Here is a 20765-nt window from a genome sequence, read left to right as displayed (position 1 = left end):
CAGTTCCCCGGTGGACGCTCGCGCATCCGCCGGTGACCAGTACCGTACGCCGCGACGTCGGGCCGCTCGGAGGAGACGTTGAGGTTGGCGGACCGGGTCCGTCCGGACCGGGTCAGCGACCGCTGCCGGCCGGACGGGAGGCGCGGCGGGACCCACCACGACGGGCTGCGAGCGCCGCGTCGTCACGCGGGGTGCGACCGGCGGCGTAGCCGCCGTCCGACGACCACACCGACGCGGAACCGCCACGGGTGGTGTCCGACGCGGCACGGCGCGGCCCACCCCGGCGCTGCCCGGAGGCGGCACCACCCGTCGAGGCACCACGGCGGTCGTCGCGACCGGCGGAGTCGGACCGACCACCGCGGCGGGAGCCCGAACCAGCCGAGTCGGTGCCCGCAGCGGAGCGCCCGGCGGAGGCCGAGCTTCCCGAACGACCACCGGTGCCACCGGCGGGGGCGCCACGACCACGCGAGCGGCCACGTCCCTGACCGGCGGTGTCGCCGGAGGACTGGCGACGCGGCTGCTGCTGCTGGACCGCGGGGGTGGTGTCCTCGCGGTACGGGGCGACCTCGCCGACGAGCTCGGTGACCGCCGGGGAGGTCGCGGTGACCTGCTGCGGGGTGACCTTGATCGCGGCGGCGCGCATCATCTGCGCGACGTCACGACGCTCGGCGGGCATCGTCACGGTGACGACGTCGCCCGACGAACCGGCGCGCGCGGTGCGGCCCGAACGGTGCAGGTACGCCTTGTGCTCGGTGGGCGGGTCGACGTGCACGACGAGCTCGACGGCGTCGACGTGCACGCCGCGGGCCGCGACGTCGGTGGCCACGAGGACCAGGGCGTCACCGGAGGAGAAGCGGGCGAGGTTGCGCTCGCGGGCGCCCTGCGACAGGTTGCCCTGCAGGTCGACGGCCGGGATGCCCTGGCTGGAGAGCTGCTTGGCGAGGCGCTTGGCGTGGTGCTTCGTGCGCATGAAGAGGATGCGACGGCCGGTGCCGGAGGCGAGGGCCTTGACCAGGTCCTTCTTCGCGTCGGCGTCCGCGACCTCGAAGAGGTGGTGGGTCATGGCCTCGACGGGGCTGGTCTCGTCGTCGACCGAGTGCATCACCGGGTCGTGCAGGAACTTCTTGACGAGCTTGTCCACGCCGTTGTCGAGCGTGGCGGAGAACAGCAGCCGCTGTCCCTTGACCGGCGTCGCCTGCATGATCTTCGTCACGCCGGGCAGGAAGCCCATGTCGGCCATGTGGTCGGCCTCGTCGAGGACGGTGACCTCGATGGCGTCCAGGTGCACGTGACCCTGCTGCATGAGGTCGGCCAGGCGGCCCGGGCAGGCCACGACGATGTCGACGCCGCGGTTCAGCGCCTCTACCTGGCGGCCCTGACCGACACCACCGAAGATGGTCGTCGTGTTGAGGCCCATGGCCTTGGCGAGCGGGGCGAGCGTCGCGTCGATCTGCGTCGCGAGCTCACGCGTCGGGGCGAGCACGAGCGCACGGGGGCGCCCGGCGCGACGGCTGCGGGGGGAGGCGGCCAGGCGTGCGGCGAGGGGGATCGCGAAGGCGATCGTCTTGCCGGAGCCGGTGCGGCCGCGGCCGAGCACGTCCTTGCCCTTGAGTGAGTCCGGCAGGGTGTCGACCTGGATCGGGAAGGCGTTCTCCTTGCCCTGGGCGACGAGGACGTCCACCATCGGGGCGGGGACGCCGAGGTCGGCGAAGCGGACGTCGGCGGTGGGGGTGTTCTGGGTGGTCATGGTGACCTCTCGGGCCGTTGCCGGCCGGAAGGCGCGCGGTCGAGGCCGGCGCGGGCGGGAGCGCATCCGTGAGCGGTCCGTGTCCGGAGGGGAGACGGCGCTGGTGAACGGGTGCTGTCGCCGCAGCAGAGAGCCTGGCACCGGGTCCTTCCCACCGGACGGGTTCCGGGGGAGGGGAGGTGCGCGATACATCGGTGTCGGTTCCGCTCGTGAGCCACTGGGGCTCGGTGCGGGACACCGGGAGTTTCGGGGGCGTCCGTACGACGCACGAGGCGATCGGCGCCTCGAGTGATGCCAGCATAGCGGGCTCAGGGGCCCGAGCGGGAGGGGGTGTTCGCGATCGGCGTGCGAGGATGCCTCGTGCGCTCCCGGAACCCCGTCGTCCTCGCGGCCCTGGTGGCCGTCGTCGTGCTCGCCTCGACCGGGTGCGCGGCGGCCGCCCCGAGCGGTGCCAGCCCGACGGGCGCGGCCGCCGGCGCTGCACCCCGCGCGCTGCCGACCACGGGCGTGCCCGACTACCAGCTCGGCGGCGGCTACGCCCCGCCTGCCGGCGTCACCGTCGTCGAGCGCGACAGCACCGAGCGGCCGGCGGCCGGCACGTACGGCATCTGTTACGTCAACGGGTTCCAGACCCAGCCCGGGGAGCGGGCAGCCTGGTTGTCCGATCACCCGGGAGCGGTCCTCCGCACGTCGTCCGGAGCGCCCGTGTCCGACCCTGGCTGGCCGGACGAGGTGCTCCTCGACACCCGGACGGCCACGGCTCGGGCGACGATCACCGAGGTCCTCGGCCGCACGGTCGCACGGTGTGCCGACCGTGGCTTCGACGCCGTGGAGTTCGACAACCTCGACTCGTGGACCCGCTCCGGCGGCCGTCTCACCCGCTCCGGGAACCTGGCCCTCGCCGCCGCGCTCGTCCGGGTGGCGCACGACGAGGGACTCGCCGCCGCGCAGAAGAACACGCCGCAGCTCGGCACCGACGGGCAGCGGCGAGCCGGCTTCGACTTCGCGGTCGCCGAGGAGTGCGTGCAGTACGACGAGTGCGCGGCCTACACCGAGGTGTACGGCGACCGCGTGGTGGACGTCGAGTACGCGGACACCCTCGAGCAGGACTGGTCCGACGTGTGCGCGATGACCGACCGGCCGCGCATGACGATCCTCCGCGACCGGGAGCTCGTGCCCGCCGGCAGCGACGGGTACGTCTTCGAGCACTGCTGAGCGGTGCCGTCGGTCCGTGTGGTCCGCCCGCGCTACACCGGCCAGGCGTCCCGCACGGCTGCGGCCGTCTGGTCCGCCGACAGGCCGGCATCGCGCGCCGCGGCCACGAGCGCCGTGGCCGCAGCCGTCACGGTCTCCGGCACCTCGGCCGGGCGCACCACCCGGGTGCCGGCGCCGCGTGCGGTGTGCACGAGTCCGGCCTCCTCGAGCAACTGGTAGGCCTTGGCGACCGTCCCGGCGGCCAGTCCCAGTTCGGCGGCGAGCCCGCGGACGCTCGGCAACCGCTCGCCGTCCACCAGGTAGCCGGCCGTGATCTGCGCGGCGAGCTGCGACCGTACCTGTTCGAAGGGCGGCACCCGGCCGCCGGCGTCGATCGCGACGAATCCCGACATGCGGTCCACCCTAGGAGCCGTACCGTTCGCCGACCGGGACCGCCACGGGCACCGTGTTGCCCGGAGGAGCGAGCGGGCATGCCCACGCCGGGTCGTACGCGCACGACGGGTTGTACGCGAAGTTGAAGTCGAGCACCAGCTCCCCGTCGTCCCCGCCCAGGTCGGAGCCCTTGATGGTGTCGAGCAGGTAGCGGCCGCCGCCGTAGGTCCCGCCGGGGCGCCCGGCGTCGGCGTCCTTCACCGGGACGAACAGCCCGCCCGCGTAGCCGCCGTGCGCCCAGACGTCGAGGGAGCCGACGCCGGGCACCCGGACGACGCCGAGCCGGTCGAAGTGCACGGTCCCGTCGGTGCCGGTCTCGACGTCGAGGGACTGCGGTTCGGCGGACTCGACGGGCAGGCGGAAGCGCCAGGCCGGGTCGTACGGTGCGACGGGCAACGCCGTGAAGGCGGCGGCGTCCTCCGGCAGGAGCGGACTGGCCGGGTGACCGGCGAACATGGCGTCCCGGCCCTCGCGCCACAGCGTGTGGGCCGCCTCGGGGTCGGGGGTCGCCCGCACCCGACGGAACAGGTCGAAGGTGGCACGACGCCAGTCGACGGTGGCGAGGGTGCTGCGGACGCGGTCGGCGGTCTCCGTCTGGGTCACGCCGGTGAGCGTACGCGCGTCCGACGACAGCGCCCCGGACGGACGGGAGGCCCGCAGCAGGCACCCGCTCGGCTCAGGCCCGCCAGGTGCTCGCGAGGGCGCGCATCCGGAACGCCCGCCACTGCCAGATGACCCACATCCCGGGCCAGAGCGCCACGCCGAGGAGGGTCGGTCGGGTCCGGTAGGTCAGCCGGTCGCGGAACAGCGTGCGTCCGTCGGGCAGCGCGGACACCGCCATCCGGTGGCGGATCTCCATCCGGGCGAAGAGGCCACTCGTGCCACCGCCGCGGTCGACCTGGACGGGCACGCCGTCGGTCTGGTGCAGGTCGATGTCCACGTGGCTGGCGCCGCTCGGGACGACACCGAACGCCGAGGCGCTGACCGGGTGCGGCTCGTGGGGCGTCCAGTGCTCCGGGAACCCGGCGGGGTCGAGCGAGCGGTAGACCAGGAACGGCTTCGTGACGGCGACCATCACGGCGGGGCGGAGGAGGGCCTCCCGGACGGCGTCGACGGGCGCGTCCAGTTCGATGCGGAGTCCGACGTGCATGCGGCGGACGCTACCCGGACCCGCTGGGGGCGCCGGAGCGACCCGGGGACTCGTCCGCGACGGCGGCCGTCCCGCTCAGGCGTGTCGGGCGGACCGGCGCCGGGACCCTTCCGCGCGGTCATGGCTGCGCAGACGTTCAGCGAGCAACAGTCGGACGGTCGGCCACTCGGACTGGATGACCGAGAACACGACGGTGTCGCGGAGGCTGCCGTCGCGGCCGAGGGCGTGGTTCCGGAGCACCCCGTCCTGCTTCGCGCCGAGCCCGGCGATGGCCGCACGCGACCGCGTGTTGTGCCAGTGCGTCCGGAACTCGACGGCGATGCACTGCCAGACGTCGAAGGCGTGGGAGAGCATGAGCAGCTTCGCCTCGGTGTTGATGCCGGTGCGCTGCGCGGAGGCGCCGAGGAACGTCGCCCCGATCTCGACCCTCCGGTTGTCACGGTCGAGGTTGATGAAGGTGGTCGCGCCCACGACCCGGCCGGTGGGCCGGTCCCGGACCGCGAAGGGCACCATCCGACCGGCGGCCTGCTCGCTGAGCCGTCGATCGACCTCGGCGTCGACCTGCGCCGGAGCGGGCACCGAGGTGTACCAGGCACGCCAGAGGTCACCGTCCGCGACGGCCACCCGCAGGTCGTCCGCGTGCTCGTGCGACAGTGGCTCGAGCGTGACGCGGTCGCCGGTGAGCATGGGCGCGGGGACGGTCTCCATGGCACCGGATCGTACCGGCCGACCCGGACACGCCAGCTGCGCGGGACCTGTCCGTGGACGGGCACCGCAGCCTGTGGCGGACGACGTCCGGTCTCGTGTCGGCGGCTATCGTGTCGGCGTGCAGGAGCGAGGACAGCAGAAGTACCAGGTGCGGTTCGGGTGGGGCGTGTCGGGAGCGGCGCGGGTCGCCGCCGACGCACACCTGCTCGTGTGGGTGGACGTCCTGCCCGCGGCCGGTGGGCACGACGACCGGTACCCGGCCGACCACCGGGACGTGCCGCTCGGGCAGGTGCCCGACGGGCCGGAGGTCGTGCTCGGCCACCTCGGCAACGCGGCGGCGGTCGCCGGACGGGTCGCGCGCCTCCAGGCCGAGCGGGGCGACCGCTGTGTGGTTGCGGTCGTCGCGGCGGGCCACGTCGACGGTCCCCTCGGCGGGAACGCCGCCGCCGAGGCGGGCGAGGCCCCCGACGTGCAGGCGGTGCCGGAGTTCGCGGTGGAGGACCTGCTCGGTGCCGGCGCGGTGGTCGACGCGTTGGTGGAGTCCGGCATCGACCACACGTCCCCGGAGGCCGCGGCGGCGTGTGCGGCGTGGACGGGCCTCCGTCGAGCGGCCAAGCACCTCGTGACGGCGTCGGAGTCGGCCGCCGTGCTCGGGCCCGAGCGGGTGCACGCGGCGCTCGCCGTGGGGACCGACCTCGTCACGCTGCGACCGTCCACCGGGCGGGCGTAACGTCCGGCTCGACCGCCGTCGGACCGACGGCCGGAACGAGGAGGAAGTCATGCAGGCAGTGATCGGCGACACCGTCATCGCGGAGGCCCCGGAGGCGCACCTCATCCAGATCGAGGGCAACTGGTACTTCCCGCCGGCGAGTGTGAAGACCGAGCTGTTCAGCGAGAGCCCCACCCAGTACCACTGCCCGTGGAAGGGCGACACGCAGTACTGGACGGTGACCGTCGACGGGCAGGAGCACGTGGACAACGCCTGGTCGTACCCGGAGCCGATCCCGTCGTCGTTCGACCGCGTGGGCAAGGACTACAGCGGCTACGTGGCGTTCTGGAAGGACGTCCGCGTCGCCGACTGAGGTCGACCGACAGCGTGCGTGACCCGGTTCAGCCCGTCACGGTGAGCACGATGAGCGCCACGTTGAGGGCGACGATCACCGCGGCGATGAGCCAGGCCACGACCCGGGTGCCGACGGCGTTGACGTCGGCACCCATCACGCTGCGCCGGGACGTGTAGGCCACGAGCGGGACGATCGCGAACGCGATGCCGAAGCTCAGCACCACCTGGCTGATGACGAGGAGCTGCGTGGCGTCGGCGTCGAGCGCGAGCAGGACGATCGCGGGGACGAGCGTGACGAGCCGCCGCACCACGAGCGGCACCCGCACCCGGAGCAGCCCGTGCATGATCTCGGCGCCGGCCATGCAGCCGACCGAGGTCGAGGCGAGTCCCGACGCCAGCAGCCCGATCGCGAAGAGCACCCCGACGACCGGTCCGACGTTCTCGGCGATGGCCCGTTGCGCTCCCGGGATCGAGTCCGTCCCCTCGACGCCCTGCAGCGTGGCGGCGGCGAGGACGAGCATGCTGATGTTCACCCCGCCGGCCACGACGAGTGCCAGGGCGACGTCCCACCGCGTGGCGACGAGGACCCGGCGTCGCTCGGGTCCGGCCGGCACGTCGCCGTGGCGGTCCCGGGCGAGCGCGGAGTGCAGGTAGACGGCGTGCGGCATGACGGTCGCGCCGAGCATCGAGGCGGCGAGCAGCACGGAGCCGGAGTCGGCGAACCGGGGGGCGATGCCGGCGACGAGGGCGCCGGGGGAGACCTGCGCGAACAGCAGTCCGGCGCAGAAGCCGATGGTGAGGACCGCGAGCATCGCCGTGACGACCGCCTCGAAGGTCCGGGCGCCGCGGCGGTTCTGGAGCAGGAGGATCGCCATCGACACCACGCCCGTGATCACCCCGCCGGCGACGAGTGGCACCCCGAAGAGCAGGTGCAGGGCCAGCGCACCACCGATGACCTCGGCGACGTCGGTGGCCGCGGCGACCACCTCGGCCTGCGCCCAGAAGAGCAGGCGCGGCGCGCGGCGCATCTTCAGGCCGAGCAGTTCCGGCAGCGACCTGCCCGTCACGATGCCGAGCTTCGCGGAGAGGTACTGCACGACGACCGCACTCGCGTTCGCGGCGACGAGCACCCACAGCAGCAGGTAGCCGTAGCGGGCGCCGGCGGTGAGGTTCGCGGCGACGTTGCCGGGGTCGACGTAGGCGATCGCGGCGACGAAGGCCGGTCCGAGCAACCCGAGGCCGGCAGCACGTCGGCCGGGCGGGCGCTGGCCCACGAGCGGGGCGGCGGTGTCCGTCATGCCGCCAGCCTGCCAGAGAGTTCGGCGGGCCGAATCCAGGGTTTCGGCAGGTCGTCCGATCCGCGTGGACGGCCGTCCTGCGGCGCGCTCGACCGCTGGAGGCGCTGCCGGTGGTGTCGGGTCAGACCGCGGCGCGTCTGGCCCGGTGTGCCCGCACCTTCGCCCGGTTCCCGCACCGTTGCATCGAACACCAGCGCCGGGTGCCGCCGCGGGAGGAGTCGTAGAACACCAGGCCGCAGTCCGGCGCCGAGCACCGGCTGAGCCGGGCGGCCCGACCGTCGGCCTCGACGTCGTCGAAGCCGACCTCGGTCAGCAGGGCGACGGCGTCACGGGCGACGCTCGAGAGTGCCTGCGCGAGCCGGACCCGGTTCGCGCCGGCACGACGCCGACCACCCGGGAGGCTCGGGGGCACGTCCGGCAGGGCGGCGAACAGGTTGACGGTGTCGATGTCGTCCGGCGCGGGACGCGTCCGGCCGGTCCCGGCCCGCAGACCCGCGGCGACGGCGGTCCGTTCGGCGGCGGAGTCCGCGGCTGCCGGGGCGGCGGCGACGGCGAGGCGGGCGATCGCGGCACGGAGCGCACGGGCGTCCTGCAGCTCACGGGCGGTCGCGCCGACGTCGATCGGTTCGGTGTGCAGGCCGAGCCACTCGTCGAGGTCGGCCGGGGTGGCGAGCAGCTCGCCGAGGTGCCCACGCGGGCGACGGCGGTCCGGGTCGTCCGCGAACCCACCGGTGTGTGCGAAGTCCAGGGCGATCCGTCCCGCGTCGAAGAACCACGAGGACCCGGCATCGGTCCGGATGTCCTGCCCTGTTCGCATCCGCCCAGGCTAACGGGTGAGCGGCGCGCCTCCGACACGATCCGCCACTGCTGGGGTAGACGCGGCCGTCTCAGAGTGCGGACGGCGCACCCATGCGATGACGTTCCGCTCGTCGAACCGGCGCGAACACCGGGCACAGGCGAGCGGGCGCGTGGGGGTCCGGTACCGGAAGTGCTCGTGTCCGGCGGGGCAGTGGCCCACCCACGGGGCGAGCTCACTCGCGATCGGCCCGTCGTGCAGCCGTGACCCGGTGTAGCCGAGCGCCGCGGCCGTCCGGCGCCAGGTGGGCCCGTGCCCCGCCCGGGGACCGCTCAGTGCGTGCGCGATCTCGTGCAGCAGCACCTGCTCGACGTCCTCGGGGGTGAAGCGGACGGCGAGGTGCCGACTCACGGTGATCCGACGGCGGGCGAAGTCGCACTGGCCGGCGCGGGTCTTCGCGTTGTCGAACGCGAAGGCCCAGGAGCGGTCCGCCAGGTGGGCGCCCATCAGCTCGGCAGCCCGGGAACGGACGCGGTCGAGCGCGGTCACTGCTCCCCGCGCGGACCCTGGCCCTCGTCGGACCGGTCCTTCCGGGCGGCCAGACGACCCCAGAGCGAGTCCCCTTCGGTCCGGGCGGCGTCCGGAGCGCCGAGCACCCGGCGTCGAACCGGCGGGACCTGTTCCTGCGGCTCGGCCACCCGTGTCTGCGGCTCGTCGTCGGTCCGCACCGCGACCTCGCGGGCGGTGCGCGGACGAGCGGTGTCCGGCTCCGCGGCGGGCTGCGCCATGGAGGCCCGGAGTGCAGCCTCGACGGCGGTGCGGAGCGCCTCGGTCCGCTCCGAGGGCGCACCGGCGGCGCGGAAGGCGTCGTACGCGCGGCTGAGGACGGCGCGGGCCTCCTCGAAGCGGGAGAGCTCGTGCAGGGACCAGCCCTCGATCTCGGCGGCGGCGCCCTCGAGTTCCGGCCACTCCTCGGTCGCGGCGGTGTCCCGCGCCAGCGAGGCCTCGGTCGCGGCACGCTCGTACCGACCGAGGTCGTGCAGGATGTGCGCCCGGCGGATCCGTGCGCCGACCTTGTCCTGGCGTTCCCCGGTGAACATCGCCAACCGGAACACCTCTTCAGCCACGGTCAGCGCCTCGTCCAGCCGACCGAGCAGTCGGAGCAGTTCGGCGCGCTCGGCGAGGGCGTCGGTGCTGCGGCTCTGGCCGAGGTCGCGCAGGCGGTCCTGCACGACCTGGACGTCGACGGCCGGGCGGAGGCTGATCGGCGCGAAGGTGCTGCCCGGGCTGACCCCTGCGGTCACGGGGGCGGCATGACGCGGCTCCCGGGCCTGGTCGGTCCGGTCGTGGTCTCGGCGTTCGTCGGGCGGGAGGGACATCAAGGTCGAGGGTATCCGCGCGATCCCCTGAGGTCTCCGTGCCACGCGCACGGAACGCGCACGGCCCGCCCCGGTCGTCCGGGACGGGCCGTGTCGACGTCGGCGGAGGGTGCTGTCACCGGCTCCCGGCGACGGCAGCAGCGATCGAGCCGCCGTAGGCGATGCCGAACACGACGACCGCGAGGACGGCGAGGACGATCGCCAGGACACCCCACACCCGGCCGCGCCCGGTGGCGGCCGCGATGATGCCCTGCACGAGGGCCCAGAGGCCGATCACGGTGCCGATGCCCATCACGACCAGCGCGCTGCCGAGGGCACGCATGACGGCCGGGTCGGACATGAGTTCGCGCGACATCTCCTGCTGGTCGATGGTGCCGGAGCCGCCGTTGCGCATGAGGTCCTGGAACGACTGACTCGCCCCGATGCCGCTGCCGAACAACCAGCCGCCCACGGCGCCGAGCACGAGGGCAACGATCCCCAGGCCGAACGCCACGACCCCCACGGTCTTCTTCCGCTTCGCCGACCCGTCGTGGGCCTGCCAGGCGGGAGCGGCACCGTGCTGCTGGTGGCCGTACTGCTGCGGCTGCCCGTACTGCTGCTGCCCCCAGGGCTGCTGGCCCTGCTGGTGTCCGTACTGGTCGCCGTGCTGCTGCTGCCCGCCCTGGTGCTCGCCCCACTGCGGTGCGGACTGCTGACCGTACTGCTGCGTCGGCTGGTCCTCGTACCGCGGAGCCGAGCCGTGCTCCGGGGTGATGCGCTCGCCGTAGCGCGGCTGGTCGTGCTCACCGTGGCCCTGCGGGGCTGGGTTGCGATCGTCGTTGGTCATCGGCGGCCTCCTCGTGGTGTGCGGTCGCGCGCTGGCGCGGCGTGCCCCCATCCTGGCAGCGTCCCCTCGCCGGGGTACACCCGCGCCGGCATCCGCAGCCGGTGCTCAGGCGCCGAAGACCGAGCGGTTCGGCTCGGGGGACCCGACCGCCGTGGTGTCGGTGACGATCGGTGCGCCCGCGATGAAGGACCGCAGCTCCGCGCCGTGCACGACCTTGCTCGGCAGCGGGTCGGCGGAGTACCGCCGGGGCATCTCGGCGATCGGCAGCTCGCCCGGTGACCCGAGCAGCACGATGTTGCCGAACCGCCGGCCCTTGAGCATCCCGGTGTCCGCGACCGCCGCCACCGAGGGCAGCACCGACTGGAGCGTCGCCGCCTGACCGCGCGCGAAGGCCAGGCCGGCGCCGTCGGCGACGTTCACCGCGACCATGCCCGTCGGCGACAGGAAGGACGCGACCGACCGGTAGAACTCCACGCTCGTGACGTGGGCGGGTGTGCGGGCTCCGGAGAACACGTCGACGACGGCCAGGTCGACCGTGCCGCGGAGGCCGGCCGGCAGCTTCTCGAGCACCTCGCGGGCGTCGCCGTACCGCACCCGGATCGAGGCGCCGCGCGGGAAGGGCAGGGCGTCGCGGACGTGGTCGACGAGTTCCCGCTCGAGCTCGATCACCTGCTGCCGGGAGCCCGGCCGGGTGACCGCGACGTACCGCGGCAGGGTCAGGGCGCCGGCGCCGAGGTGCAGCGCGGTGACCGGTCCGGGCGGCAGCAGGTCGATCGCGTGGCCGATCCGCCGGATGTACTCGAACGCCAGGTGGCTCGGGTCCTCGAGGTCGACGTGGGACTGCGGCGTCCCGTCGACCACCAGGGTGAACGACCCCGGCCGGTGCTTGTCCGGTTCGACGACCGCGTACCCAGCACCCACCCGGAACCCGTCGAACGCATCAGCCATGTGTCCATGGAACACCACCCGGCGTCCGGCGAGGTCCCGCCCGTGGGTCAGGTGTCCGACGCTGCCGGGGTCGGTGCCCCGGTGCGGGCCGCGACCTCGCGGAGGTGCTGCGCCGTCCGCTCGGTCAGGAAGGCGCACAGCCGCCCGACCGCGAGGACCTCGGTGGCCAGGGTCATCACCTGCTCCGCGGAGACCTGCGCGTCCGACTCCCGGGCCTCGAACGTCACGGTCCACTCCGGCGAGCCGCCGATGTCGCGCTTGAGGTAGACCTCGGTGCCGGAGGTCCCGAGGCGCGCCACGATGAGCGCGGTGTCGATGAGGGAGCCGTCCCACGAGACGTCGATCGCGCGCGGGTCGGCAGCGTCGCCGGCGCCCCGCGCGCGGAACTCCGCGATCCAGCTGGACAGCTCGTCGCTCGAGAGACTGGGCATGCGACCAGGATAAGGACTGCACGGAGCACGGCCGATGAACCGGTCCGATGTGCGCCGGGTCCGACCGGCTCGGTCGATGCTCCTGCATGGACAGCCAGGAGACGCCAAGGCAGGCGACGTACCGTCGGTGGGTCCTCGGACGACGAGCGACGCGACCGCCCCACCCCACGGTGGTCGTGCCCGTCGTCCCGGTCGGCCCGACCCGTCGACGACCGCCCCGGTCCCCGCCGAGGCCGCGCCCGACGCCGTCGGCCCCGACCGCTCCGGACGCCGCCCGACGACGAGCCCCGCTCCCGTCGCGGGTCTCGTCGACGTGCTCAGCGTCCGCCCGCACCACCGCACCACGTCCGGGCCCCGCGCCCGAAGGAGCAACCCCATGTCCGCCGACACCCTCTCCGTCCCCGTCCCCGTCCGCCCGGCCCGTCCTCGCCGACCAGGAGGCGCGGCGCGACCCTCGACGCACGCGCGCCGCAGGATGGGCGCGAGCCGGACCTCCCGTCCGATCGTCGAGGACCACGAGACGGCACCGGTCTGGATGCGCGTCGTCGGCGGGGTCGTGCTGACCGCCGGGCTCGCGCTCACGGCCGCCGTCCTCGCCTGGCCGGGGGGCGCGCCGGAGGCGGCGCTCCTCGTCCCCGGGCTCGTCGCCGTCCTGGTCGGGGTCCTCGCACTCGTCGCCCGCGCCGGCTTCACCGTCACCGCCGACGTCGTGGTCCTGCACTTCCGGCCGCTCCCGCCCCGTCGCATCGCGCGCCGGCGCATCGCACGGGTCCGGGTGTCCGAGGCGGACGCCGGCACCTACGGCGGCGTCGGGCTCCGGATCGGACGGCGGCGTCGCGCCCTCGTGCTGACGCCCGGACCCGGCCTCGAGATCACCGACGACGCGGGACGGACGACGTTCGTGCGGAGCGACCGGCCGTGCGACGCGGTCCGCGCGCTCGACAGCGGGGTCGCGGCCGGGGGTGCCCGGGCGGGGGAATGAGACAGGTCGTGCGGGGCTTATACACGCCGGACTCGATCTCGGTCAAGCCAGGACTGGACAGCGCACTCGTACCCGACCTATGATGACAGTTCGCGCTCCCTGGCATCCGTGTCGTCATATTGCGGTCGACCGAGTTCCTCGAAGACGCCTCTCAGCAGGCGCTTCGCAGAACACGCCTGGTGACGCCGGTCCCGTATATGGCGGCGGGGCCCGCTCACCGATCATCCCACAGGCGGCTCCGGACCCGGAGCCTCACCGTACTCGTGTCGTGATCATCGGGTTGCGCCGAGCGATCAATCCACTCACCTACACACTGCTCGTCAGTGTCGGCCCGACGGGGCCTACCGGAGGTCAAACCCTTGGCTGCTGCGCCCAACGCATCCACCAACCCCAAGAACGGTCGCAACCACTCGCGACTCTCGTTCGCCAAGATCACGGACACCCTCACGGTTCCTGATCTGCTCGCCCTCCAGACGGAGAGCTTCGACTGGCTCGTCGGCAACGACGCATGGAAGGCCCGCCTCGCCGAAGGGCAGGAGCAGGGTCGCACCGACCTCGCGCTGCACTCCGGCCTCGAGGAGATCTTCGAGGAGATCTCCCCGATCGAGGACCTCGGCGAGACCATGCAGCTCTCGTTCACGTCCCCGGAGCTCGAGGACCCGAAGTACTCGATCGACGACTGCAAGGAGCGCGGCAAGACCTATGCCGCTCCGCTGTACGTCAACGCCGAGTTCATGAACCACATGACGGGTGAGATCAAGACGCAGACGGTCTTCATGGGCGACTTCCCGCTCATGACCGAGCGCGGCACGTTCATCATCAACGGCACCGAGCGTGTCGTCGTCTCGCAGCTCGTCCGCTCGCCGGGCGTGTACTTCGAGCGTGCGCAGGAGAAGACGTCCGACAAGGACATCTACTCCGCTCGCATCATCCCCTCGCGTGGTGCCTGGCTCGAGTTCGAGATCGACAAGCGCGACCAGGTGGGCGTGCGCATCGACCGCAAGCGCAAGCAGTCCGTGACCGTCTTCCTCAAGGCCCTCGGCCTGACGAGCGAAGAGATCATGGAGGAGTTCCAGGGCTTCGCGTCCATGGAGTCGACCCTCGAGAAGGACGCCGTCCTCACGAAGGAAGAGGCGCTCAAGGACATCTACCGGAAGCTCCGTCCGGGCGAGCAGGTCGCCGCCGAGGCCGCGCGTGCGCTCCTCGACAACTTCTACTTCAACCCGAAGCGCTACGACCTGGCCAAGGTCGGTCGCTACAAGCTCGACCGCAAGCTCGGCATCGACGCCCCGCTGTCCGACTCGGTGCTCACCGTCAAGGACATCGTCGCGACGATCAAGTACCTCGTGTCGCTGCACGCCGAGCGCACCACGATGGACGGCATCCGTGACGGCGAGCCGGTCCAGCTCCGCCTCGACGTGGACGACATCGACCACTTCGGCAACCGTCGCATCCGCGCCGTCGGCGAGCTCATCCAGAACCAGGTCCGCACCGGTCTGTCCCGCATGGAGCGCGTCGTCCGCGAGCGCATGACCACGCAGGACATCGAGGCCATCACGCCGCAGACGCTCATCAACGTGCGTCCCGTCGTCGCCGCGATCAAGGAGTTCTTCGGGACGAGCCAGCTGTCGCAGTTCATGGACCAGAACAACCCGCTCGCGGGCCTGACGCACAAGCGGCGTCTGTCGGCCCTCGGCCCGGGTGGTCTGTCCCGTGAGCGTGCCGGCGTCGAGGTCCGCGACGTCCACCCGTCGCACTACGGCCGCATGTGCCCGATCGAGACCCCGGAAGGCCCGAACATCGGCCTGATCGGTTCGCTCGCGTCCTTCGGTCGGATCAACTCCTTCGGCTTCATCGAGACCCCGTACCGCCGGGTCGTGAACGGTCAGGTCACCACGACCATCGACTACCTCACGGCTTCGGAAGAGGACGACTTCGTCGTCGCGCAGGCCAACGCCCCGCTGACCGACGACTTCCACTTCCAGGACGACAAGGTGCTCGTCCGCAAGAAGGGCGGGGAGGTCGAGCTCGTCGGCAAGGACGAGGTCGACTACATGGACGTCTCGCCGCGCCAGATGGTGTCGGTCGCGACCTCGCTCATCCCGTTCCTCGAGCACGACGACGCGAACCGCGCCCTCATGGGTGCGAACATGCAGCGCCAGGCCGTGCCGCTCCTCCGTTCCGAGTCGCCGCTCGTCGGCACCGGCATGGAGGGCTACACCGCCATCGACGCCGGTGACGTCGTCACCGCCGACAAGGCGGGCGTCGTCTCCGAGGTCTCGGCCGACGCCGTGACCCTGCAGCTCGACGAGGGCGGCACGCAGACCTACTACCTGCGCAAGTTCGACCGCTCGAACCAGGGCACCAGCTACAACCACCGCGTGATCGTCAGCGCCGGTGAGCGTGTGGAGCAGGGCGAGGTCATCGCCGACGGCCCCGCGACGGAGAACGGCGAGCTCGCGCTCGGCAAGAACCTCCTCGTCGCGTTCATGCCGTGGGAGGGCTACAACTACGAGGACGCGATGATCCTGTCGCAGAACCTCGTGAAGGACGACACGCTCTCCTCGATCCACATCGAGGAGTACGAGGTCGACGCCCGCGACACGAAGCTCGGCAAGGAGGAGATCACCCGCGACCTCCCGAACGTCAGCCCGGACCTCCTGGCCGACCTCGACGAGCGCGGCATCATCCGGATCGGTGCCGAGGTCCGCCCCGGCGACATCCTGGTCGGCAAGGTCACGCCGAAGGGCGAGACCGAGCTGAGCGCCGAGGAGCGCCTGCTCCGTGCCATCTTCAACGAGAAGTCGCGCGAAGTCCGCGACACCTCGCTCAAGGTGCCCCACGGTGAAGAGGGCACGATCATCGGCGTCAAGGTGTTCGACTCGCAGGACGGCGACGACGAGCTCGGCTCGGGCGTCAACCAGCGCGTGGTCGTCTACATCGCCCAGAAGCGCAAGATCACCGCGGGTGACAAGCTCGCCGGCCGCCACGGCAACAAGGGCGTCATCTCGACGATCCTGCCGGTCGAGGACATGCCGTTCCTCGCGGACGGCACCCCGGTGGACATCGTCCTCAACCCGCTCGGCGTCCCCGGCCGCATGAACTTCGGCCAGGTCCTCGAGATCCACCTCGGGTGGCTCGCGAAGCAGGGCTGGAACGTCGAGGGCATCCAGGAGTGGGCCTCCGCCCTGCCGGAAGCCGCGCACAGCGCAGCCCCCGGCACGAAGGTCGCCACCCCGGTGTTCGACGGTGCGTACGAGCGCGAGATCGAGGGGCTCCTCGACTCCACGCTCCCGAACCGTGACGGCGAGCGCCTGATCGGTTCCTCGGGCAAGGCGCAGCTCTTCGACGGTCGCTCCGGCGAGCCGTTCCCGGAGCCCGTCTCGGTCGGCTACATGTACATCCTGAAGCTGCACCACCTGGTCGACGACAAGATCCACGCCCGTTCGACCGGCCCGTACTCGATGATCACGCAGCAGCCGCTGGGTGGGAAGGCGCAGTTCGGTGGACAGCGCTTCGGTGAGATGGAGGTGTGGGCGCTCGAGGCATACGGTGCCGCGTACGCCCTCCAGGAACTCCTGACGATCAAGTCCGACGACATCCTCGGCCGCGTGAAGGTCTACGAGGCGATCGTCAAGGGCGAGAACATCCAGGAGCCCGGCATCCCGGAGTCCTTCAAGGTCCTCATGAAGGAGATGCAGTCGCTCTGCCTGAACGTCGAGGTCCTCTCGGCCGACGGCCAGGCGGTCAGCCTCCGCGACACGGACGACGAGGTCTTCCGTGCCGCTGAAGAGCTCGGCATCAACATCTCCTCGCGGTTCGAGTCGTCGTCCGTCGACGACATCTGATCCCTCCCGTACCGAACACGTTTCGAACTCAGCAAGAGAGAAGAACATTGCTCGAAGCAACTTCCTTTGATGCCATTCGGATCGGTCTCGCGACCGCCGAGGACATCCGCCAGTGGTCGTACGGCGAGGTCAAGAAGCCGGAGACCATCAACTACCGCACCCTGAAGCCCGAGAAGGACGGTCTGTTCGGCGAGCAGATCTTCGGTCCCTCCCGCGACTGGGAGTGCGCCTGTGGCAAGTACAAGCGTGTCCGCTTCAAGGGCATCGTCTGCGAGCGCTGCGGCGTCGAGGTCACCAAGTCCTCGGTCCGCCGTGAGCGCATGGGCCACATCGAGCTCGCCGCGCCCGTCACGCACATCTGGTACTTCAAGGGCGTCCCGTCGCGCCTGGGCTACCTGCTGGACATGGCCCCGAAGGACCTCGAGAAGGTCATCTACTTCGCGGCGTACATGATCATCAGCATCGACGAGGAGGGCCGTCACGCCGACATGCCCGGCCTCGAGAACGAGATGCGCCTCGAGATCAAGAACCTCGAGAACCAGCGCGACTCGATCATCGCCGACCGCCTCAAGAAGCTCGAGGACGACCTCGCAGCCCTTGAAGAGGAGGGCGCGAAGGCCGACGTGAAGCGTCGGACCAAGGACACCGCCGAGAAGGAGATGTCCCAGGTCCGCAAGTCCTTCGACGAGGACATCACCCGTCTCGAGCGCGTGTGGGAGGACTTCCGCAACCTCAAGGTGGGCGACCTCAAGCCCGAGGACGCCGTCTTCCACGAGCTCCAGGACCGCTTCGGGATCTACTTCGACGCCTACATGGGCGCCGAGGCGATCAAGCTGCGGCTCGAGGCCTTCGACCTGGCCGCCGAGGCCGAGGCACTGCGTCTGCAGATCGCCGAGGGCAAGGGCCAGAAGAAGATCCGTGCGATCAAGCGTCTGCGCGTCGTCAGCTCCTTCCTCGCAACCGGCAACTCGCCGGCCGCGATGGTGCTCGACGTCGTGCCGGTCATCCCGCCGGAGCTGCGCCCGATGGTGCAGCTCGACGGTGGCCGCTTCGCCACGAGTGACCTCAACGACCTCTACCGTCGTGTGATCAACCGCAACAACCGTCTCCGCCGCCTGCTCGACCTCGGTGCCCCCGAGATCATCGTGAACAACGAGAAGCGCATGCTGCAGGAAGCGGTCGACGCGCTGTTCGACAACGGTCGTCGTGGACGTCCGGTCACGGGTACCGGCAACCGCGCCCTGAAGTCCCTGAGCGACATGCTCAAGGGCAAGCAGGGTCGTTTCCGCCAGAACCTGCTCGGCAAGCGCGTCGACTACTCGGGCCGTTCGGTCATCATCGTCGGCCCGCAGCTCAAGCTGCACCAGTGCGGTCTGCCCAAGCAGATGGCGCTCGAGCTGTTCAAGCCGTTCGTCATCAAGCGCCTCATCGACCTGTCGCACGCGCAGAACATCAAGTCGGCCAAGCGCATGGTCGAGCGTTCGCGTGCCCAGGTGTGGGACGTGCTCGAGGAGATCATCCGCGAGCGCCCCGTGCTGCTGAACCGTGCGCCCACGCTGCACCGTCTCGGCATCCAGGCGTTCGAGCCGCAGCTCGTCGAGGGCAAGGCCATCCAGCTCCACCCGCTGGTCTGTGCTGCGTTCAACGCGGACTTCGACGGTGACCAGATGGCCGTGCACCTGCCGCTGTCGGTCGAGGCGCAGGCCGAGGCCCGCATCCTGATGCTCGCCTCGAACAACATCCTCAAGCCGTCCGACGGCCGTCCGGTGACCCTGCCCGCGCAGGACATGATCATCGGTCTGCACCACCTGACGACCGTCCGCGAGGGCGCCGTGGGTGAGGGCCGGGCGTTCTCCTCCGTCGCCGAGGCGATCCTCGCGAAGGACCAGAACACGCTGCACCTCAACGCGATGGTGAAGATCCGCATGTCGGGCGTCCACTTCGCCGAGGGTGAGGCGCCGGAGGGCTACGAGGTCGGTCAGCCGATCCTCCTCGAGACCACCCTGGGCCGTGCGCTCTTCAACGAGACCCTCCCGGCGGACTACCCGTTCGTCCAGAAGGTCACCGACAAGGGCACGCTCTCCGCGATCGTCAACGACCTCGCCGAGCGCTACTCCAAGACCGAGACGGCCGCTGCGCTGGACCGGATCAAGGACGCCGGTTTCTACTGGGGCACCCGCTCCGGTGTGACCGTCGCGCTGTCGGACGTCGTGACGCCTCCTCGCAAGAAGGAGATCATCGCGGGCTACGAAGTCCAGGCCGCCAAGGTCCAGGGTGAGTTCGACAAGGGTCTGATCACCGACTCCGAGCGTCGCGCCGACCTGATCAAGATCTGGACCGAGGCCACGAACGAGATCGCGCAGGAGATGCGCGACAACTTCCCCGTCGACAACACCATCAACCGCATGGTGTCGTCGGGTGCTCGTGGTAACTGGCTGCAGGTGCGCAACATCGCCGGTATGCGTGGTCTGGTGAACAACCCGAAGGGTGAGATCATCGCCCGCCCGATCATCAACTCGTACCGCGAGGGCCTGACCGTGGCGGAGTACTTCATCGCCACGCACGGTGCTCGCAAGGGTCTGGCGGACACGGCTCTCCGTACCGCCGACTCGGGCTACCTGACCCGTCGTCTCGTGGACGTGTCGCAGGACGTCATCATCCGTGAGGACGACTGCGGGACGACCCGTGGCCTCGAGCTGCCGATCGCGACGATGGGCGCAGACGGCAAGCTCGTCCGCGACCCGCGCGTCGAGAACACCGTCTACTCGCGCACCCTCGCGACCGAGGCCGTCGACGCCTCGGGCACCGTGGTGGCCGAGGCCGGCGAGGACGTCGGTGACGTCCTCCTCGACAAGCTGCTCGCGGCGGGTGTCGAGAGCATCAAGGTGCGCTCGGTCCTGACCTGCGAGTCGGCCGTCGGTGTCTGCGCGCAGTGCTACGGCCGGTCGCTCGCCACGGGCAACCTGGTCGACATCGGTGAGGCGGTCGGCATCATCGCCGCCCAGTCCATCGGTGAGCCCGGTACCCAGCTGACGATGCGTACCTTCCACACGGGTGGTTCGGCCTCGGCCGACGACATCACGCAGGGTCTGCCGCGCGTGACCGAGCTCTTCGAGGCCCGCACCCCGAAGGGCGCGTCCCCGATCGCCGAGGCCCCCGGCCGCGCCACGATCGAGGACACGGACAAGGGCCGTCGGATCATCCTCACGCCGGACAACGGCGACGAGCCGTTCATCTACCCGGTGCTCAAGCGTGCGACCCTCCTCATCGAGGACGGCCAGCACGTCGAGCTCGGCGAGCAGTTCATCGCCGGCACCGTCGACCCGAAGGAAGTCCTCCGGGTCAAGGGTGTCCGTGAGGTCCAGAAGCACCTGGTCAACGGTGTGCAGGACGTGTACGGCTCGCAGGGTGTGCCGATCCACGACAAGCACATCGAGGTCATCGTCCGCCAGATGCTCCGCAAGGTCACCGTCGTCGACCACGCCGACACCGACCTGCTGCCGGGTGAGCTCGTCGACCGGTCGCGCTACAACGCGATCAACCGGGCGGCGCTGCAGGAGGGTCGCAAGACCGCCTCGGCTCGCCAGGAGGTCATGGGCATCACGAAGGCGTCCCTCGCGACCGAGTCGTGGCTGTCCGCCGCGTCCTTCCAGGAGACCACCCGCGTCCTGACGCAGGCGGCCATGGAGGGCAAGCAGGACCAGCTCGTGGGCCTCAAGGAGAACGTCATCATCGGTAAGCTCATCCCCGCCGGGACGGGCCTCAGCCGGTACCGCGACGTGGACGTGAACGCGACGGAAGAGGCGAAGGCGGAGCGGTACCCGAACCGCATCTTCGCGGACGACTCGTCGTTTTCGGACGCCGACCTGAGCTTCGTCGACTTCGACAGCTTCTCGTCGGACGACTTCACGCCGGGTACGTACAACTGAGCGTGAGTTGACA

General features: G+C 71.2%; 18 protein-coding genes. 6 read left to right on the top strand and 12 right to left on the bottom strand.

Annotation, left to right across the window (positions count from 1 at the left end):
- Positions 1-112: 112 nt before the first annotated feature.
- On the bottom strand, positions 113-1747 hold the full coding sequence (locus DEJ18_RS14980) for a DEAD/DEAH box helicase (protein WP_111209971.1): 1635 nt from the start codon (positions 1745-1747) through the stop codon (positions 113-115).
- A gap of 360 nt (positions 1748-2107) precedes the next feature.
- Here DEJ18_RS14980 and DEJ18_RS14975 point away from each other — a divergent pair, with 360 nt between their 5' ends.
- The gene (locus tag DEJ18_RS14975; protein WP_111210134.1) at positions 2108-2962 is read left to right on the top strand and encodes an endo alpha-1,4 polygalactosaminidase; all 855 of its coding nucleotides are present in this window, start codon (positions 2108-2110) and stop codon (positions 2960-2962) included.
- Between the two features lie 32 nt (positions 2963-2994).
- On the opposite strand, the gene DEJ18_RS14970 is transcribed toward DEJ18_RS14975, so the two are convergent.
- The 4 genes from DEJ18_RS14970 to DEJ18_RS14955 form a co-directional block, all read right to left on the bottom strand.
- Positions 2995-3354, bottom strand: coding sequence for a GntR family transcriptional regulator (locus DEJ18_RS14970; protein WP_111080122.1), 360 nt, complete (start codon positions 3352-3354; stop codon positions 2995-2997).
- A gap of 10 nt (positions 3355-3364) precedes the next feature.
- Positions 3365-3997, bottom strand: coding sequence for a DUF1684 domain-containing protein (locus DEJ18_RS14965; RefSeq protein WP_111209972.1), 633 nt, complete (start codon positions 3995-3997; stop codon positions 3365-3367).
- Between the two features lie 73 nt (positions 3998-4070).
- On the bottom strand, positions 4071-4544 hold the full coding sequence (locus DEJ18_RS14960) for a hypothetical protein (protein ID WP_111209973.1): 474 nt from the start codon (positions 4542-4544) through the stop codon (positions 4071-4073).
- A 75-nt stretch (positions 4545-4619) separates the two neighbouring features.
- Positions 4620-5252: a GNAT family N-acetyltransferase gene (locus DEJ18_RS14955; protein WP_111209974.1), complete on the bottom strand. Its 633-nt coding sequence runs from the start codon at positions 5250-5252 to the stop codon at positions 4620-4622.
- A gap of 118 nt (positions 5253-5370) precedes the next feature.
- On the opposite strand from DEJ18_RS14955, the gene DEJ18_RS14950 reads away from it, so the two are divergent.
- Positions 5371-5982 (top strand): hypothetical protein, encoded by a 612-nt coding sequence (locus tag DEJ18_RS14950; RefSeq protein ID WP_111210135.1) that lies wholly within the window; start codon positions 5371-5373, stop codon positions 5980-5982.
- A gap of 49 nt (positions 5983-6031) precedes the next feature.
- Entirely contained in the window at positions 6032-6334 is a 303-nt protein-coding gene (locus DEJ18_RS14945; protein WP_111209975.1) for a DUF427 domain-containing protein, read from the top strand.
- Between the two features lie 28 nt (positions 6335-6362).
- Here DEJ18_RS14945 and DEJ18_RS14940 read toward each other — a convergent pair whose 3' ends face one another.
- The 7 genes from DEJ18_RS14940 to DEJ18_RS14910 form a co-directional block, all read right to left on the bottom strand.
- A complete protein-coding gene (locus DEJ18_RS14940; protein WP_111209976.1) occupies positions 6363-7613 on the bottom strand; it encodes an Nramp family divalent metal transporter in 1251 nt (416 codons plus the stop codon).
- 121 nt (positions 7614-7734) lie between these two features.
- A complete protein-coding gene (locus tag DEJ18_RS14935; RefSeq protein WP_111209977.1) occupies positions 7735-8430 on the bottom strand; it encodes a CGNR zinc finger domain-containing protein in 696 nt (231 codons plus the stop codon).
- Positions 8431-8439: 9 nt separating this feature from the next.
- The gene (locus tag DEJ18_RS14930) at positions 8440-8958 is read right to left on the bottom strand and encodes a SprT-like domain-containing protein (protein WP_111209978.1); all 519 of its coding nucleotides are present in this window, start codon (positions 8956-8958) and stop codon (positions 8440-8442) included.
- A complete protein-coding gene (locus DEJ18_RS14925; protein WP_111209979.1) occupies positions 8955-9788 on the bottom strand; it encodes a tetratricopeptide repeat protein in 834 nt (277 codons plus the stop codon). The genes DEJ18_RS14930 and DEJ18_RS14925 overlap by 4 nt, the downstream gene beginning before the upstream one ends.
- 115 nt (positions 9789-9903) lie before the next feature.
- Positions 9904-10614 carry a hypothetical protein gene (locus DEJ18_RS14920; protein WP_111209980.1) on the bottom strand — a complete coding sequence of 237 codons (711 nt, stop codon included), beginning with the start codon at positions 10612-10614 and terminating at the stop codon, positions 9904-9906.
- A gap of 105 nt (positions 10615-10719) precedes the next feature.
- Positions 10720-11562: a spermidine synthase gene (locus tag DEJ18_RS14915; RefSeq protein ID WP_111209981.1), complete on the bottom strand. Its 843-nt coding sequence runs from the start codon at positions 11560-11562 to the stop codon at positions 10720-10722.
- Between the two features lie 47 nt (positions 11563-11609).
- On the bottom strand, positions 11610-11993 hold the full coding sequence (locus tag DEJ18_RS14910; protein WP_111209982.1) for a hypothetical protein: 384 nt from the start codon (positions 11991-11993) through the stop codon (positions 11610-11612).
- A 376-nt stretch (positions 11994-12369) separates the two neighbouring features.
- On the opposite strand from DEJ18_RS14910, the gene DEJ18_RS14905 reads away from it, so the two are divergent.
- The 3 genes from DEJ18_RS14905 to DEJ18_RS14895 all read left to right on the top strand — a co-directional run bounded on the left by DEJ18_RS14905 (position 12370) and on the right by DEJ18_RS14895 (position 20752).
- The gene (locus DEJ18_RS14905) at positions 12370-12975 is read left to right on the top strand and encodes a hypothetical protein (RefSeq protein ID WP_146241507.1); all 606 of its coding nucleotides are present in this window, start codon (positions 12370-12372) and stop codon (positions 12973-12975) included.
- Between the two features lie 359 nt (positions 12976-13334).
- Complete coding sequence (gene rpoB / locus DEJ18_RS14900) at positions 13335-16823, top strand: DNA-directed RNA polymerase subunit beta (protein ID WP_110824269.1); 3489 nt, start codon at positions 13335-13337, stop codon at positions 16821-16823.
- 47 nt (positions 16824-16870) lie between these two features.
- Positions 16871-20752: a DNA-directed RNA polymerase subunit beta' gene (locus DEJ18_RS14895; RefSeq protein WP_111209984.1), complete on the top strand. Its 3882-nt coding sequence runs from the start codon at positions 16871-16873 to the stop codon at positions 20750-20752.
- The last annotated feature ends 13 nt before the right edge of the window (positions 20753-20765 follow it).

This window comes from Curtobacterium sp. MCSS17_015, assembly GCF_003234265.2.
Classification (GTDB): Bacteria; Actinomycetota; Actinomycetes; order Actinomycetales; family Microbacteriaceae; genus Curtobacterium.
The sequence above is the reverse complement of the archived record's forward strand: the minus strand, read 5'-3'. Positions and strand labels throughout refer to the sequence as shown.